Origin of the sequence: Pandoraea sp. 64-18, assembly GCF_001899225.1 — a bacterium.
In the GTDB taxonomy this organism is placed as follows: Bacteria; Pseudomonadota; Gammaproteobacteria; order Burkholderiales; family Burkholderiaceae; genus Pandoraea; species Pandoraea cepalis.
Genome location: NZ_MKVU01000001.1, coordinates 52502 through 66936 on the forward strand (window position 1 = coordinate 52502; position 14435 = coordinate 66936).

12 protein-coding genes are annotated in these 14435 nt (G+C 65.9%); 1 reads left to right on the plus strand and 11 read right to left on the minus strand.

What is annotated here, in order from left to right:
• The first annotated feature begins 102 nt into the window (after window positions 1-102).
• Window positions 103-1479, plus strand: a complete 1377-nt coding sequence (locus tag BGP02_RS00200) for an MFS transporter (protein ID WP_150563808.1) — start codon at window positions 103-105, stop codon at window positions 1477-1479.
• A 26-nt stretch (window positions 1480-1505) separates the two neighbouring features.
• On the opposite strand, the gene BGP02_RS00205 is transcribed toward BGP02_RS00200, so the two are convergent.
• From BGP02_RS00205 to BGP02_RS00255, 11 genes are all read right to left on the minus strand, one after another.
• The gene (locus BGP02_RS00205) at window positions 1506-1847 is read right to left on the minus strand and encodes a helix-turn-helix domain-containing protein (protein ID WP_268567858.1); all 342 of its coding nucleotides are present in this window, start codon (window positions 1845-1847) and stop codon (window positions 1506-1508) included.
• A gap of 92 nt (window positions 1848-1939) precedes the next feature.
• Window positions 1940-3157 (minus strand): NAD(P)/FAD-dependent oxidoreductase, encoded by a 1218-nt coding sequence (locus BGP02_RS00210; protein WP_286797089.1) that lies wholly within the window; start codon window positions 3155-3157, stop codon window positions 1940-1942.
• Window positions 3154-4593 carry an FAD/NAD(P)-dependent oxidoreductase gene (locus BGP02_RS00215; protein ID WP_286797090.1) on the minus strand — a complete coding sequence of 480 codons (1440 nt, stop codon included), beginning with the start codon at window positions 4591-4593 and terminating at the stop codon, window positions 3154-3156. The genes BGP02_RS00210 and BGP02_RS00215 overlap by 4 nt, the downstream gene beginning before the upstream one ends.
• On the minus strand, window positions 4578-4952 hold the full coding sequence (locus tag BGP02_RS00220; RefSeq protein WP_261938948.1) for a (2Fe-2S)-binding protein: 375 nt from the start codon (window positions 4950-4952) through the stop codon (window positions 4578-4580). Before BGP02_RS00220 ends, BGP02_RS00215 begins: the two co-directional genes overlap by 16 nt.
• A complete protein-coding gene (locus BGP02_RS00225) occupies window positions 4949-6835 on the minus strand; it encodes an ABC transporter ATP-binding protein (protein WP_286797093.1) in 1887 nt (628 codons plus the stop codon). Before BGP02_RS00225 ends, BGP02_RS00220 begins: the two co-directional genes overlap by 4 nt.
• Window positions 6832-7776, minus strand: a complete 945-nt coding sequence (locus BGP02_RS00230; protein WP_410007553.1) for an ABC transporter permease — start codon at window positions 7774-7776, stop codon at window positions 6832-6834. The genes BGP02_RS00225 and BGP02_RS00230 overlap by 4 nt, the downstream gene beginning before the upstream one ends.
• The gene (locus BGP02_RS00235) at window positions 7773-8729 is read right to left on the minus strand and encodes an ABC transporter permease (RefSeq protein ID WP_150563802.1); all 957 of its coding nucleotides are present in this window, start codon (window positions 8727-8729) and stop codon (window positions 7773-7775) included. The genes BGP02_RS00230 and BGP02_RS00235 overlap by 4 nt, the downstream gene beginning before the upstream one ends.
• 115 nt (window positions 8730-8844) lie before the next feature.
• On the minus strand, window positions 8845-10458 hold the full coding sequence (locus tag BGP02_RS00240; RefSeq protein ID WP_261938946.1) for an ABC transporter substrate-binding protein: 1614 nt from the start codon (window positions 10456-10458) through the stop codon (window positions 8845-8847).
• Between the two features lie 74 nt (window positions 10459-10532).
• Window positions 10533-11810, minus strand: coding sequence for an NAD(P)/FAD-dependent oxidoreductase (locus tag BGP02_RS00245; RefSeq protein ID WP_268567483.1), 1278 nt, complete (start codon window positions 11808-11810; stop codon window positions 10533-10535).
• A gap of 48 nt (window positions 11811-11858) precedes the next feature.
• Window positions 11859-12527 carry a haloacid dehalogenase type II gene (locus tag BGP02_RS00250; RefSeq protein ID WP_286797099.1) on the minus strand — a complete coding sequence of 223 codons (669 nt, stop codon included), beginning with the start codon at window positions 12525-12527 and terminating at the stop codon, window positions 11859-11861.
• A 310-nt stretch (window positions 12528-12837) separates the two neighbouring features.
• A complete protein-coding gene (locus tag BGP02_RS00255; protein ID WP_286797101.1) occupies window positions 12838-14316 on the minus strand; it encodes an aldehyde dehydrogenase family protein in 1479 nt (492 codons plus the stop codon).
• Window positions 14317-14435 lie beyond the last annotated feature (119 nt).

Here is a 14435-nt window from a genome sequence, read left to right on the forward strand (position 1 = left end):
TCAAGGCCCCCGGGCCCAAAGCCGGCGAGGGCACCCCGCTTCACTGTGCAGGACACGATCGCATGCGCAAGACGCGTGTGACGTAAATACATAGGAGACAACATGGACAAGCGCACCGGTCGCGTGAAGACGCGCCACATCATCCTGGCGGTCATGTGCCTGATGTATTTCATCTCGTACATCGATCGTGTCAACATCGCCGTCGCCGGCCCATTCATCCGACAGGAGATGGGGCTGACGACGGTGCAACTCGGACTCGTGTTTTCCGCGTTCGCCTATCCGTATGCCGCGATGCAGATCTTTGGCGGGTGGCTCGCTGACCGTTTCGGGCCGAAGCTGGTGCTCACGGTGCTTTCGCTGATCTGGGGCGCGGCAACGCTGGCCACCGGGTTTGCCGGCAGCATCGCGACGCTGGTGGCGTTGCGCTTCGTGCTGGGCGTGGGCGAGGGCGGCGCGTTTCCGACGGCCACGCGCGCCTTCACGTACTGGATGCCGGTCAGCGAACGCGGTTTCGCGCAGGGCATCACGCACAGCTTCGCACGCCTGGGGGGCGCCATCACGCCGCCCGTGGTGCTGGCGATCGTCGTGGCGTTCGGCTGGCGCGAGGCGTTCATCGTGCTCGGGGTGGTGAGCCTCGCCTGGACGATGCTCTACATGAAGGTGTTTACCAACACGCCGGAGCAACATCGTCGCATCACGCCCGAGGAGACGGCCGAGATCGGCTACCGCGCGGGCGATTGCGAACGGGCGAAACGTGCGTCGACGCCGTGGCGCAAGCTCGTGCGTCGCATGTGGCTGGTGACGTTCGTGGACTTCTGCTATGGCTGGCTGCTGTGGGTGTACCTCACGTGGATGCCTTCCTATCTGCGTGAATCGCAGGGCTTCGATCTCAAGCAACTCGCGTTGTTCACGTCGCTGCCGTTGCTCGCCGGGGTCATTGGCGACACGCTCGGTGGCGTGGTCTCGGACAAGCTGTACAAGATGACCGGCCGGCTGCGCCTCGCGCGGGTATCGGTGATGGTGGTCGGCATGGGCGGTTCGCTGGCGTTCCTGTTGCCGATGACGAGGGTGTCCGATCCGATGGTGGCGGTGCTGCTGCTCTCGGCATCGTTCTTCTTCCTCGAAATCACCAACCCGGTGCTCTGGACGCTGCCGCTCGACATTGCGGGCAAATATGCGGGCACGGCGGGCGGAATGATGAACACCGGCTTCGGCCTAGCCGGCATGATTTCGCCGGTGGCGTTCGGGTATCTCATCGAGACGACCGGCAGCTACAACGTGCCGTTCGCGATCTCGGCCGCGTTGCTCGGGGTGGGCGTGATTGCTGCACTGTTCATCGACACGAGCAAGACCGTCGAGAAGGATGAGGAAGCGGCGGAGCGCGAAGCGAGCGCTGGCGCGGCCGACGCCGCGCCGGCCTGGGTCGGGGTCGGACCGCAGCGACATCCGCTGCGCCGGCCGTTGCGGTGGCGCCGGTAACGGGGGCGGCGGCGCCGCCGCCGGCTTCACCCTAAAGGCAGGGACGTGTCCGCCCACCTCAAGCGTGGGCGGTGCCGTTCGTGAGTTCGATGCCGCTGAACGAACTCACTCGGGGTCTCGCCGCACAGGCGCTTGAAGTGGCGTGCCAGATGACTCTGGTCGAAGAACCCGACATCGGTGGCCACGTGCGAGCCCGGCACCCCCGCGAGCAGGAGTCGCTGCGCAGCGGCAACGCGCACGCTGCATAGATAACGATGGGGGGCCTCGCCGAATCGCTGTCGAAACGCCGTGGCGAAACGCGACACCGACAGCGCACACATCTCGGCCAACTGCGGTACGGAGAGCGCTTCGTTGAAATGAGATTCCATGAACGCGCGTGCGTCGTCGAGCGTGCCGGTCGGCGCGGGTTTGCGATACGCCACAGCCCTTGAGGCCGACGAGCACGAAGGTGAGTTCGCGTTCATGACGAGGTTACCGTTGGGGAGAGCGGATCGCCTTGCGCCATGATCGGCGCCGATGCCGGCGTACTTGGCCCGGGAGCGTCGAAGCGCTGGATCCGGAACGGTTGCAGATCAATCTCCGAGCGGCCGGTGGCAATCAGTTCCGCCAACGTCTCGCCCACGCCTGGGCCGATCTGAAAGCCGGAGCCGCTGAACCCAAACGCGTAATAGAGTCCGTCGGTCGTGCCGCTTTTGCCGATGACGGGCTCGCCGTCGGGCAGATAGCTTTCGACGCCGCTCCAGACGCGAATGATGTGCAGCGGCGCAACGCCCGGCACCAGCCGTCTGAACTGCCGCAACTGACCGAGCGTGTTCTCGGGCAATACGGCAGCACGCGACGTTGCCGCGTCGGCCGGACCCGGCGGGCCCCCGCCCAGAATGAGATTGCCGCGGGGGATCTGCCGGAAATAGATGCTCTCTTCCTTGATCGATGTGTAGACGCCCATCGACGAGCGAAACACGTAGGGCACCGGTTCGGTGACGGCCATTTGCGGACCGCGCACCGTCAGCGGCGCGGATTCGCCGAACTGCGATGCCAACGCATTCGTCCATGCGCCTGCGCAAATGGCGAGGCGTTCGGCCACCAAGGACTCGCCGGCGACGGTCTCGACGCGAAACCCCGTCGCGGTTCGCTCGACCCGGCGTACGGACGCATTTTCCCGAATGTCGGCCCCTAGTGCGCGCGCCGCGCGCGCGAAAGCGGGCGCGGCCAGGCGTGGGTTGGCGTGCCCGTCGAGCGGCGAGATCGAGGCGGCGAGCACGTCCGGTCCGAGAAACGGAAAGCGGCGGCGCATCGCTGCACCGTGCAGCACCTCGAGGTCGAGCCCGTAGTCGCGCGCCTGCCGGGCATAGTCGTCGAAATACTCGGCATCGTGCGCGTGATAGGCCACGCGCGTGTGCCCAGAGGGCAGAAACTCGACGTCGCTGCCGAGCAGTTCGCGGGAAGCTCGCCATATCCGCAACGCGCGATTGGACATGGCCAACTGCGGCAGCGCCCGGCCTTGCCTGCGTACGCCGCCGAAGTTGGTGCCGCTGGCCTGCTGCCCGGTCAAGTTGCGCTCAAGAAGCACCACGGATAACCCGTGCCGGCGCAGGAAGTAGGCGGTACTGCAGCCCATGATGCCGCCACCGATTACGATGACGTCGGCATGTGCCGTGTGCGAAGCATGCGTGCTCATGAAAGCTCCATGCTGCGGGGCGTTGCGCTCGCCGCGTTGTCTTGTGTTGCGACGGTGACGTCTGCGTACGGCGCGGGGTCGAGCGCGACCGCGAGCGGCTTGACCGGTGCCTGACCGCGCAGCCGGCCGACGTCGGCCAATGGCACTGCCAGCGCGGCGGCCATCACCTCTGCCCCCGCGTGCGCGCAAAAACGGCCCTGGCATCGCCCCATGCCCACACGCGAGAACGCCTTCGCCCGATTGGCCTCCACGGCGCCGTCCTGCGTGCAAACGCGGCGCAATTCTCCGGCCGTGATGCCCTCGCAGCGGCAGACCACCGTCGTGTCGGGCAATTGCCGCGCATGGTGGGCCGGCCAGGGAAATGCCGCACGCAGCCCGGCCGCAAAGCGAGAGAAGCGAGCCAGTTCGGCACGCAGTCGCGCGGCGTCGTCGTGTTTCGGTTCGACGCCTGCGTCGCGCAACGCGGCCAGCGCGGCAAGCCGCCCTGCGCACTCGGCGGCGTCGGCGCCGCGTACGCGGGCGCCATCCCCCGCAAGGTAGACGCCCGGGACACTGCTGCGACCGTCTTCGTCGATCTCGGGAAGCCACTGTCCTGCTGCGTCGTCGAAGGCAAATGCGCAACCGGCGAGATCGGCGATCTGCGTTTCGGGGCGCAGGTGAAAGCCCATCGCGACGGCGTTGGCCGGCACGTCGAGCGCCGTGCCGTCGGCCAATCGCACGTGTACGCCGCGCACGCCCAGCTCCTCATCGCCGTCGATGCGTACCGGCGTGACGCCACGATGTATCGGTACGCCGGCCGCGCGCAGCGTGCGCAGCAGGGCCGCGCCCTTGAGCAGAACGGCCGGTTTGACCAGCAATTGCGGCAATGCGCGCAGGCGCGCACGCGTGGGAGAGGTATCCAGCACGGCGGCGGGCGTCACGCCGGCCTTTACGTACTGGGCGGCGAGCAGATACAGCAGCGGTCCGGTGCCAAGCATGACCGTTCGCTCGCCGACGGCGCAACCCTGCGACTTGAGGGCGACCTGGGCACCGCCGAGACTGTAGGTGCCGGCATACTGCCAACCCGGAACCGGCATGAGCCGGTCGGTGGCGCCGGTGCATACGATCAGCGCGTCGAAGGGGGCATGGCTCGCGCCTTGCGCATTGGCCAGATGGACGACGCCTTCTCGGATATTCCATACCAGCGTTTCCGGCCGATAGTCGATGTGGGGACGCAGCGCGTCGAAGCGATGGTGCAGGCGCTGGGCGCGTGCGGCTTCAGTACCGTAAAGGGCAGCGTAGGTGCGGCGAAAGCCCTCCGGCTGACGGCGATAGATCTGGCCGCCGTCGCGGCGTCCTTCGTCGATCACGAGCGGCCGCACACCCGCCTCGACCAGCGCTTCGGCCGCGCGGACCCCGGCCGGGCCGGCGCCGATGACGATCACGCGAGCGGCCATAGTGCCTCCTCGCCGCCGGTCGTCGCGCGCATGGGAGCGGTGTCGTCGTCCCCGCGAACGAGCCGTGTGACGATGTCCATGCCGGCCCTCACGGGCGTCGTGCAGGCGCGTAGCCGCTGCCCGGTACGGGTCCAGACCCAGCAGTCCTGGCACGCGCCCATGACGCAGAAGCCGGCGCGGCGCTCGGGGCCGAATTCGGCATCCCGAAGGCCGCCCTGCGTCGTCAGAATGGCGACCATGACGGTATCGCCTTCGTAGGCTTGCACGGGACGGGCATCGACGCGCAAGGACACCGTCGCGCGCCCGGTTTCGGCAACGCGCACGAAGCGTGCTTGCGAGGGATCTCGCGAGGGGCTCATGCGCTCAGCTCCGGTTCGCGTGGCATGCGATGCGCAACCTGCAGCGCATCGAGGTCGCCGCTCGCATGGTGGCAAAGAATGGCGGCACCGTTATCGAGCCATTTGAGCGACGGGGGCGTTACGTTGCACTTGCCGTCGATACGCACCGGGCAGCGATCGCGAAACGCGCACAATTCCGCCACGTCGGCGCTGGCTGCCAAGGGCGGGAGGGGCTTCGTGACGCACGCGCGACGCTCGTCGAGCCAGCCCTGACGCAAGTCCGGTACCGACTCGACGAGCATCCGGGTATACGGATGCCAGGGAGGCGAGCTCAGGACTTCGCGCGCCCCCGATTCCACTCGCTGGCCCGCATACAACACCATCACTTCGTCGCAGATCGCCCGCACCGTCGAAATATCGTGGCTGATGAAGAGATACGACAGCCCCAGTTCCCGGCGAAGTTCCGCAAGCAGATCGATGATCGCGGCGCCCACGACTGTATCGAGCGCCGAGGTGACTTCGTCGCAAAGGATCAGCGACGGCTCGGCCGCCAGCGCGCGCGCCAGATTCACGCGCTGCTTCTGCCCGCCGGACAAGCCGCCCGGTGTGCGATCGAGCAGCGCGGCCGGCAGCCGGACCCGGTCGAGCAACGCCAACGTTCGCTGCTTCGCGGCGTTGCCGCGCAGGCCGTGGTACAGCTTGAGCGGACGCGCCAGAATGTCGGCGATGGTGTGACTCGGATTCAGCGCAGTGTCGGCGTTCTGGAAGACGATCTGGATGCGACGATAGTGCTCGGCGTTGCGCTCGCTCAACGAATCGGGCAGCGGCTGGCCGTCGAACCACACTTCGCCGCGCGCGCGGGGTACCAGGCCCGCGACCACGCGGGCCAACGTCGTTTTTCCGGAACCCGATTCGCCGATCACGCCCAGCGCGCTGCCTTTGGCGATGCGAAGACTGACATCGTCGAGCACGCGCGTCGCCGGCAGGCCATGCCGGTCGCGACTGCCGTATCCCGCGTGCAGCCCGCGAATTTCGAGCAGCGGCGGGGCGGGCGTGTCGCTGCGTGCCGCGCTTGCGACCGACAGATCGTCGTGGCGGCGTGCGGCGAGCAACTCGCGGGTGTAGGCATCGTCGGGGCTGCGCAGTATTTTCGCGGTCGCACCGATCTCGCGGACCGTGCCGCCATTGAGCACGACGATCTGATCGGCCATCTGCGCCACGACGGCGAGATCGTGCGAGACATACACCGCCGTGGTGCCCAACTCGCGAATCACCTTCTTGAACGCGGCGAGGACCTCGATCTGGGTCGTGACGTCGAGCGCGGTGGTCGGCTCATCGAACACCACCACGGCCGGATCGGTGATCAGCGCCATGGCGGCCATCAATCGTTGCAACTGCCCACCCGAGACCTGGTGCGGATACCGCTCGCCAATGGTCTGCGGTGACGGCAACGCCAGCGCTCTGAACAACTCGACGGCCTTCATGCGCGCTTGCGCCGCCGTGGCGGTTTTATGAAGCAGGGCGGGTTCGATTACCTGGTCCATGATCGTGCGGGCAGGATTGAAGCCCGCCGAGGCGCTTTGCGCCACGTAGGCGACCGTGCGAGCGCGAAGCGCACGCCGACCCCGGTCGTCGAGCGAAAGCACGTCGACGTCGCCGATCCGGATCTGCCCCCCCGCGATGTCGCAGCCGTTGCGGGCATACCCCAACAAGGACAGCGCGATGGTCGTTTTGCCGGAACCGGATTCACCGATGAGCGCGAGGACTTCGCCTCGCCGCACCGAAAAATCGACGCCGTGCACGATCTCCGATGTGACCCCTCGGCTGCGGGCCACGACGCGCAGACCGCGAACGTCGATCATCACGGGTGGGCACGAGGTGCCTGCTGGGGGCTGCATCGTCATTTCGGTGCTCCGGTGCCGAACGCACCGCGCCGGCGAAGATTGTCGATCAGCAGGTTCACCCCGATGGTCAGCGAGGCGATCGCCAGGGCCGGCATGAGCACGGCGGGAGAACCTTCGGCCAGGCCGCCGATGTTTTCGCGGACCAGCGAGCCCCAATCGGCGTTTGGCGGTTGCACGCCGAGGCCGAGAAACGACAGGCCGGAGAGCAGCAGCACGATAAACACGAAGCGCAGCCCGAAGTCGGCCAGCATCGGATGAATCATGTTCGGCAGTACTTCCACACGGGCGATGTAGAGCAGCTTTTCACCGCGAGCGCGGGCGACCTGCACGTATTCGAGCGTCATGAGATTTACCGCCAGCGAACGCGAGATGCGAAATGCGCCCGGAATATAGGCAAACGCGGTGACCAGAATCAGGAGCGTGTTGCCGGAGCCGAACGCCGCGATGACGACGAGCGCCAGCACTTTGCTCGGGATGGACACCAGCGCATCGAACACGCGCGAGAGCACCTCGTCCACCCAGCGCGGCGCGACCGCCGCACACAGGCCGAAGCAGGTGCCGGCCGTGCTGGCGAGCACGGCGGCCGCCAGGGCGATGCCGACGGTAAAGCGCGTGCCGATAAGAATTCGGCTGAGGATGTCGCGCCCGAGGTAGTCGGTGCCGAGCGGATACGCTGCGCTGTAGCTCGCGAAGACATCGGCCGACGTGAAGGCGCCGCCCGGATGCGGCGCGATCAGCGGGCCGATGCAGGCGATCACCAGCCAGAACAACACCAGTACTGCACCGATCATGCCGAGCCAGGAGACCCGTTCGCGCAGACCGGCGAAGCGGCTTGACCGCGGGGCCGCAGGCGAGGTGACGGCGTCGGGCGCCGCAGGGGCGGGCAGGGCGGGCGGCAGGGCTTCCGCGGGGCTGACAGGTGGGCGAGAAATCGGATTCATCGTTGACGCAGCCTCGGATTGGAGACGACCGCACACAGATCGGCGATCAACACGAGCAAGAGATAGGCCGCGCAGAAGACCATGACGCAGCCTTGAACGAGCGGCAGATCGCGGTTGGTGACGGCGTCGACCAGCAAACTGGCGAGGCCCGGGTAATTGAAGATCGTCTCGACGATCACCACGCCGCCGAACAGATACGACAGGCTCAGGGCGACCACGTTGGCGATTGGGCCGATGGCGTTCGGAAGCACGTGTCGCCAGACGACGCGCATGGGCGACGCCCCCTTGAGGATGGCCATCTCCACGTATGACGAACTCAACTGATCGATCACCGCGGCGCGTGTCATTCGCGCCATCTGGGCCACGATCACGCAGCACAGGGTCATGACCGGCATGGCGTAGATCCGGACCAGATCGTCGAACGAATTGACGGACGACAAATACGACAGTGCCGGCAGCCAGCGCAGCTTGACGGCGAAGATCAGCACGGCGATGGTGGCGACCAGAAATTCCGGCACGGCCACCGCCGAGAGCGTCAGGATATTGAGGACCCGATCGAGCAGCGAGCCGCGCCACATGGCGGCGGCGATGCCGATGGCCAGCGCCAGCGGCACCGAGACGAGCGTGGTCAGGGCAGCGAGAACGAGCGAGTTGGGCAGACGGCTGGCGATGAGTTGCGCGACCGGCAGATTGTTCGACATCGATTCGCCGAAGTTGCCCGCGCTCATGTGAACGAGCCACTGGAAGTAGCGGGTCACCGCTGGCTGGTCCAGGCCGAGCTGGTGGCGCAGCGCGGTGACGGCTTCGGGGGTCGCGGCCTGACCGAGCGCCATCTGGGCGGCATCGCCCGGCAGCAGGGCCGTGATCGTGAATACGATTGCGGACACCAGCACCAGTGTCAGCAAGGCCAGGCCGAAGCGCGCCGCGATAAGTCGTTGCACCTGGGATTTCATCGGAAACCTCTCCCGTTATACGACGCCGTTCGTGGGGAAACGACGGTGTCAGACCGATGCGCGCCGTGCCTGGCGGCGCGCATCGCCCGCTTACTGCTGCAGCGCTCGGTCAATCTCAGGCGTCGAGCCAGACATGTTCCGCGAAGGCGAAGCCCATGAGACCAGCCAGCGGGATCGACCCCAATCCCTTGAGCTTGGTGGTGTGGGCGTCGAGTGACGAGAGGAACATGGGGATGCCGATGCCGCCGTCCTGGTGAATCAGCGTCTGAATGTCGCCATAGAGCGCCTTGCGTTTCGCATCGTCGGGTTCGCCACGCGCGGCAAGGAGCAACTGATCGAACTTGGGGTTCTTCCAGTTCGCTTCGTTCCACGGGGCATCCGAGCGGAAGAACTGTGTGAGCAGTACGTCGGCGCTCGGGCGAGCATTCACCGAACCGAAAGTGAGCGGGTGCTTCATCCAGTGGTTCGACCAATAGCCGTCGGCCGGTACGCGGGTGATCTGCAGATTCAGGCCGGCCTTCGGGCCGATTTGCTGAAGCATCATCGCCATTTCGACCGACCCTTCGGCGGCGGGCGTGGCGTAGACCTGAAGCGGCGCCGTGGGCAGGTTGGCCTTTTTGAAGTACCAGGCCGCCTTCTCGGGGTCGTAGGTCCGTTGCGGCAGTCCGGCCATGTAGTACTTGTTGCTCGGGTCGATGGGCTGGTCGTTGCCGATCGCACCAAAGCCGCGGAATACGGTCTTCCGGATCTGCTCGCGGTCGAACAGATGCATCATGCCCCGGCGGAAATCCATGTTGCCGGTGATGCCGCCCTCGTCACGCATGATCAGGTCGGTGTATTGCCCCGTCTTGGTTTCGAGCACCGTGTATCCCGGTGTGGTCTTGATACGCTCGGTCGAGCGCGCACTCACGGCGTTGATCAACTGGACGTCGCCGGAGAGCAGGGCGTTCACGCGGGCCGATTCGTCGCCGATGCCGATCAGCTCGATCTCGTCGAGATAAGGCTGTCCGGACTTCCAATACTTCTCGTTGCGCACCCCGACGGTGCGTACCCCTGGCGAGAACTCTTTCACCTTGAACGGTCCCGTACCCACGGCCGTCGTGAAGTCCTTGGTGCCGTCCTTGATGATGAGGAAGTGCGAGGTGGCGAGAATCACCGGCAGGTCGGCGTTCGGGCCTTCGAGCGTGATGGTCACCTCGTTGGGCCCGGTCGCCTTCGCTTCCTTGATTTGGTCGGCCAGCGTTTTCGCCTTGGACGCGGTCGCGGGGTCCTTGTGTCGCAGGATCGAATACGTGACGTCGGCCGGCGTCAGGGGCTTGCCGTCGTGGAATTGCACGCCGCTGCGCAGTTTGATCACCCAGACCTTGGCGTCCTTCGTATCGATCGACTGAGCGAGCGCAAGCTGGGCGCCAAGCTTCGAATCCAGTTCGGTCAACCCGTTGTAGATCATGTTGGCACGGACGTAGTCGGTAGCGAGTGCGCCCTTGGCCGGATCGAGCGTATCGGCGGCCGACGCCGATTGCGTGGCGACGCGAATCTTGCCGCCGCGCTTCGGCGTCTGGGCAAAGGCCTGACCGCTCACACTCAGCAGGCCCGTGCCGGTCAGGGTCAGCAGCCCGCTGGCGGCCATCGCGCGCAGCAGATCCCGGCGCTGCGCGCCGCGCTGACTCAGGTTCTCGTCCGGTGCTGCGCTCAGGTCGACACCGTTGACCGTTTTATCTGAATTCATTGCACATCTCCACTTGTGGGGTTGCCGAGGGATCAGGACTGCCAGCCTTCATCGGCGATTGCGCGCCGGGTCAATCAATAGAAAATATCTTTGATGCGGAAATACGCGCCGACAAGCGGCAGGAACCACGGTTTGCCGGTGTGTCCCGGGATCGCGGGCCAGTCGAAATCGCGCCAGGGATTGGCCTCGACGCGGCCGTTCATCACATCGGCCATGATTTGCCCCATGTGCGTGGCCATCTGCGTGCCATGACCGCTGTAACCCATGGAGTAATAGATGCCGTCGTGCTGCCCGGCGCGCGGCAGCCTGTCGGCGGTAATGTCGACCAGTCCACCCCAGCAATAGTCGATGCGTGCCTGCGCGAGCGACGGGAACAGCGTGGCGAGGTTGGCGCGCAATATGCGTCCGCTGCGCTCGTCCGAAGGTTGCTCCGACGCGGTGAAGCGGGCTCGCCCGCCGAGTACGAGCCGGTGATCCGGGGTGGTGCGGAAGTAGTTATGCATCAGGCGGCTGGTGACGTAGGCGCGGCGGTTCGGCAGGAGCTGGTCGAGCGTTGCGGCGCCCAGCGGCTCGGTCACGATGATGAACGAACCGACCGGTGCCATGCGCCGGCGATACCACCCGAATGGGCCATGACGGGACGGGCCGGTGGCGACGAGGACTTGCGTGGCGACCACCTCGCCGCGATCCGATTTGACCCGATACGTCCCGTCGCCCTGACGCGCAATCTGTGTCACCGGCGCATGTTCGTAGAGGCGAGCGCCGTGACGGACGGCTGCCGACGCCAGACCTGCCGCAAACTTGCCCATATGCATCTGTCCGCCATGGCGTTGCAGCAGGCCGCCGTGGAAGGCGTCCGAGGCGATTTCGGCGCCGATGCCGGCGCGGTCGATCAGTTGAACGTCGGGATCGACATCGCGCGCGATCAACTCGGCGGTCGCCGCCAGATGCGCCATATGGTGAGGCTTGGCGGCCAGCTTCAGTTTGCCGCGACGGCTGTAGTCGCAGTCGATGCCTTCCTCCCGGATCACACGTTCCACGGTGTCGACGGCCGCCGCATAGGCGCGATAGCAGGCCCGCGCACGCTCGGCACCGAGTTGCGCCGTGAGCGCGACGTAGTCCTGCGCCACGCCGGTGTTGCAGTGGCCGCCGTTGCGACCCGATGCCCCCGCGCCGACAGCGCCCGCATCGAGCACGGTGACCGTTGCACCGCGCTGGCTCAGCGCCAGCGCAGCGGACAGTCCCGTGAAGCCCGCGCCGATCACCACCACGTCGGCGCGACCCTCCACCGGGCCCTCCTGGGTACCGGTAAAGCGTGCAACGGTGTCGAGCCAGTACGATTCGAGTTTCATGTCGGGGCGAGGGTCCAAGGCCACAGGGAAGGGCAACGCAAGCGTCGATTACAACCCGAGCTGCACGGCAAGATCGATGATGTCCTTGACCGGCGTGTATTCGTAGAACGGCGCTTCGGGTTCGTGGCCGCGCAGCACCATGGCCTTGTGCTTGATGCCGAGGTCGTGGGCCGTCATCAGGTCGTAGCGCGGGCTCGACGAGACGTGCAGAATTTCGTACGGTTGCACGCCGAGCTTCTTGAACATGTACTCGAAGCCCTGCATGCGAGGCTTGTAAGCGCCGACCTCTTCGGCGGTGATCACGGCGTGGAAGGGGGCCCCCAGCTTCTCGATATTGCTCATGATCTGTTCGTTCGCGGCGTTCGTCAGGCCCACCAGCTTGTACTTCTTGGCCAGGCGCGAGAGGCCTTCCGGCACATCAGGGTGCGGACCCCAGGTCGGCACGGCCAGATAGAATTGTTCGGCCTCGTCGACGTTGAACATCACGCCGGTGCGTTCGCAGGTGCGGCGCACCGAATCGACGACGACGTCGCGATACGGCTTCCATGCGCCGAGGACTTCATCGCGACGATACGCGGCGAACAGCTTGACAAAATTTTCGAGCGCCTCGCCCTGCAGACGGTCGCCGTAAATCTCGCGGGCCATGTCGGCCATGCGGAACTTGACCAGCGTGCCGTAGCAATCGAAGGTAATGAATTTCGGCTCGAAGTCGATCATGATCTTTATCCTCTGTGTAGGGCGAATCCCGGGGGATTCTTGGGCAAAAGGGATTGCGTTAAAGCGGTCCGGCGTGGGTCGAGAATGGCGAAACGGGCTTGCGGCCTGATGCGCGATCCGCGACGTCCCTGTGAAAAATTAAATCAGGTCAAAATCTCGGCTTGGCGTTGAAATATCCGAGGCAAAAATAGAATTCGATGCGTTTTGGGGGGCATGAACAGCACGAAATGCTTTGTGCTTTTCCGATGCCGTGTTAACCCGCATCAACGCTGGGCGACAAGGCGCTGCGGCAAACGCGAACACCAGACGCTCATCCGTTCAAGTCGATGAGGACGGCTTTGCTTCGCAGATTGGCTTCGAACGCCTGACGGCCAAGATCCTTGCCCAGGCCGGAGCGCTTGAAGCCGCCCGTGGGGAGCACGAAGTCCGACGACCGGCCGTAACGGTTGACCCAGATGTTGCCCGCGTCGATGCCGCGCACCATGCGCAAGGCGCACCCCAGGTTGGCCGTGTGAACGCCCGCCGCCAGTCCGTAGTCGTCGTGCTGCGCCAGTTGCAATGCTTCTTCTTCTGAAGTGAACGTCTGCACCGTGAGCACCGGGCCGAACACCTCCTCGCGCACGATCTCAGCGTGCGGCGTAACGCCGGTCAAGACGGTGGGGGTATACCAAGCGCCATCCTGATAAGCGGTCGCGCGCTCGGCGCCGCAGTACACGCTGGCGCCCGCGTCGCGTGCCCGCACGACAAGCGCGTCGATGCGCTGCACCTGGGCTTCGCTGATGATGGGCGATAGCGTTGTGCCCGCCGACCACGTGGCGCCCGGATGCAGTGACGCGAAGATGGCGCGCAGCTTTTCGAGCAGTGCGTCGGCGATGCCCGCTTCGACCACAAGCCTGGAGCCTGCGTTGCACACTTGGCCCGCATTGCCGGTGATGCCCATGGCAACGCGTCGTGCGACTGCGTCGAGATCGGGCACATCGGCAAAGACCACTTGTGGACTCTTGCCGCCCAGTTCGAGCGTCACGGGCTTGGTCCCCGATTGGGCACAGGCCGCCATGATGGCGGCCCCGGTCCGCGTGGATCCGGTAAAGGTGACTTTTCCGACGCGTGGGTGGCGTACGAGTGCGTCGCCGGTCGTCCTGCCGTCTCCCTGCACGACGTTGAAGATATTGGCCGGGACGCCCGCCTGTATGGCCAGTTCGGCAAGACGCAGTACCGAGAACGGTGTCATCTCCGACGGCTTGAGCACGACCGCGTTGCCCGCCGCCAGCGCTGGGGCGATCTTCCAGGCGGCCATGACAAGCGGGAAGTTCCACGGTGCAATGGCCGCCACGACGCCGATCGGCTCGGTGATCGTCATGCCGAGGTGCGACGGGTCGGTGGCCGCCAGCTCGCCCCCATGTTTGTCGGCGTGCTCCGCGTAAAAGCGTAGGCACTCGGCGGTGTAGGGCACGTCCCAGGCCGCCGTTTCGCGGACCGGGCGCGTAGAGCCGATGGCCTCCAGCGGCGCGAGTGTGCGCACGTCGGACTCGACGAGATCGGCGAGGCGACGCAGCACGCGCGCGCGCTCGCGCGGTGCGCAGGTGGCCCAACCGCTGTGGCGAAAGGCGTGCCACGCGCCGTCTGCCGCGCGGGCTACCGTGTCGGGTGAGGCGAGCGAGAGGTCGGCGTAGGGGCGACCGCTCGACGGGCAGATGACGTCCAGTGGGGTGCCACCGGCTTCCACTAACTTTCCGTCGATGAAATGACCGGTGGGAATATCCACCTGCGCGGGATCGAAACTGTCCATGATGATTCTCCGGAGCCGCTACGGCGCACGCGCCGGGGCGGGCAATCGACAAAGGGGAAGGACACGGGTAATCGTGGCCGCCTGAGCATGGCGACGCGCTTCATGGTAGGGGCAGCGGG

Excerpts from the sequence above, each read along its gene's own strand:
- BGP02_RS00200 (WP_150563808.1), top strand. The coding sequence starts at position 103 with ATGGACAAGCGCACCGGTCGCGTGAAGACGCGCCACATCATCCTGGCG.
- BGP02_RS00205 (WP_268567858.1), bottom strand. The coding sequence starts at position 1,847 with ATGGAATCTCATTTCAACGAAGCGCTCTCCGTACCGCAGTTGGCCGAG.
- BGP02_RS00210 (WP_286797089.1), bottom strand. The coding sequence starts at position 3,157 with ATGAGCACGCATGCTTCGCACACGGCACATGCCGACGTCATCGTAATC.
- BGP02_RS00215 (WP_286797090.1), bottom strand. The coding sequence starts at position 4,593 with ATGGCCGCTCGCGTGATCGTCATCGGCGCCGGCCCGGCCGGGGTCCGC.
- BGP02_RS00220 (WP_261938948.1), bottom strand. The coding sequence starts at position 4,952 with ATGAGCCCCTCGCGAGATCCCTCGCAAGCACGCTTCGTGCGCGTTGCC.
- BGP02_RS00225 (WP_286797093.1), bottom strand. The coding sequence starts at position 6,835 with ATGACGATGCAGCCCCCAGCAGGCACCTCGTGCCCACCCGTGATGATC.
- BGP02_RS00230 (WP_410007553.1), bottom strand. The coding sequence starts at position 7,776 with ATGAATCCGATTTCTCGCCCACCTGTCAGCCCCGCGGAAGCCCTGCCG.
- BGP02_RS00235 (WP_150563802.1), bottom strand. The coding sequence starts at position 8,729 with ATGAAATCCCAGGTGCAACGACTTATCGCGGCGCGCTTCGGCCTGGCC.
- BGP02_RS00240 (WP_261938946.1), bottom strand. The coding sequence starts at position 10,458 with ATGAATTCAGATAAAACGGTCAACGGTGTCGACCTGAGCGCAGCACCG.
- BGP02_RS00245 (WP_268567483.1), bottom strand. The coding sequence starts at position 11,810 with ATGAAACTCGAATCGTACTGGCTCGACACCGTTGCACGCTTTACCGGT.
- BGP02_RS00250 (WP_286797099.1), bottom strand. The coding sequence starts at position 12,527 with ATGATCGACTTCGAGCCGAAATTCATTACCTTCGATTGCTACGGCACG.
- BGP02_RS00255 (WP_286797101.1), bottom strand. The coding sequence starts at position 14,316 with ATGGACAGTTTCGATCCCGCGCAGGTGGATATTCCCACCGGTCATTTC.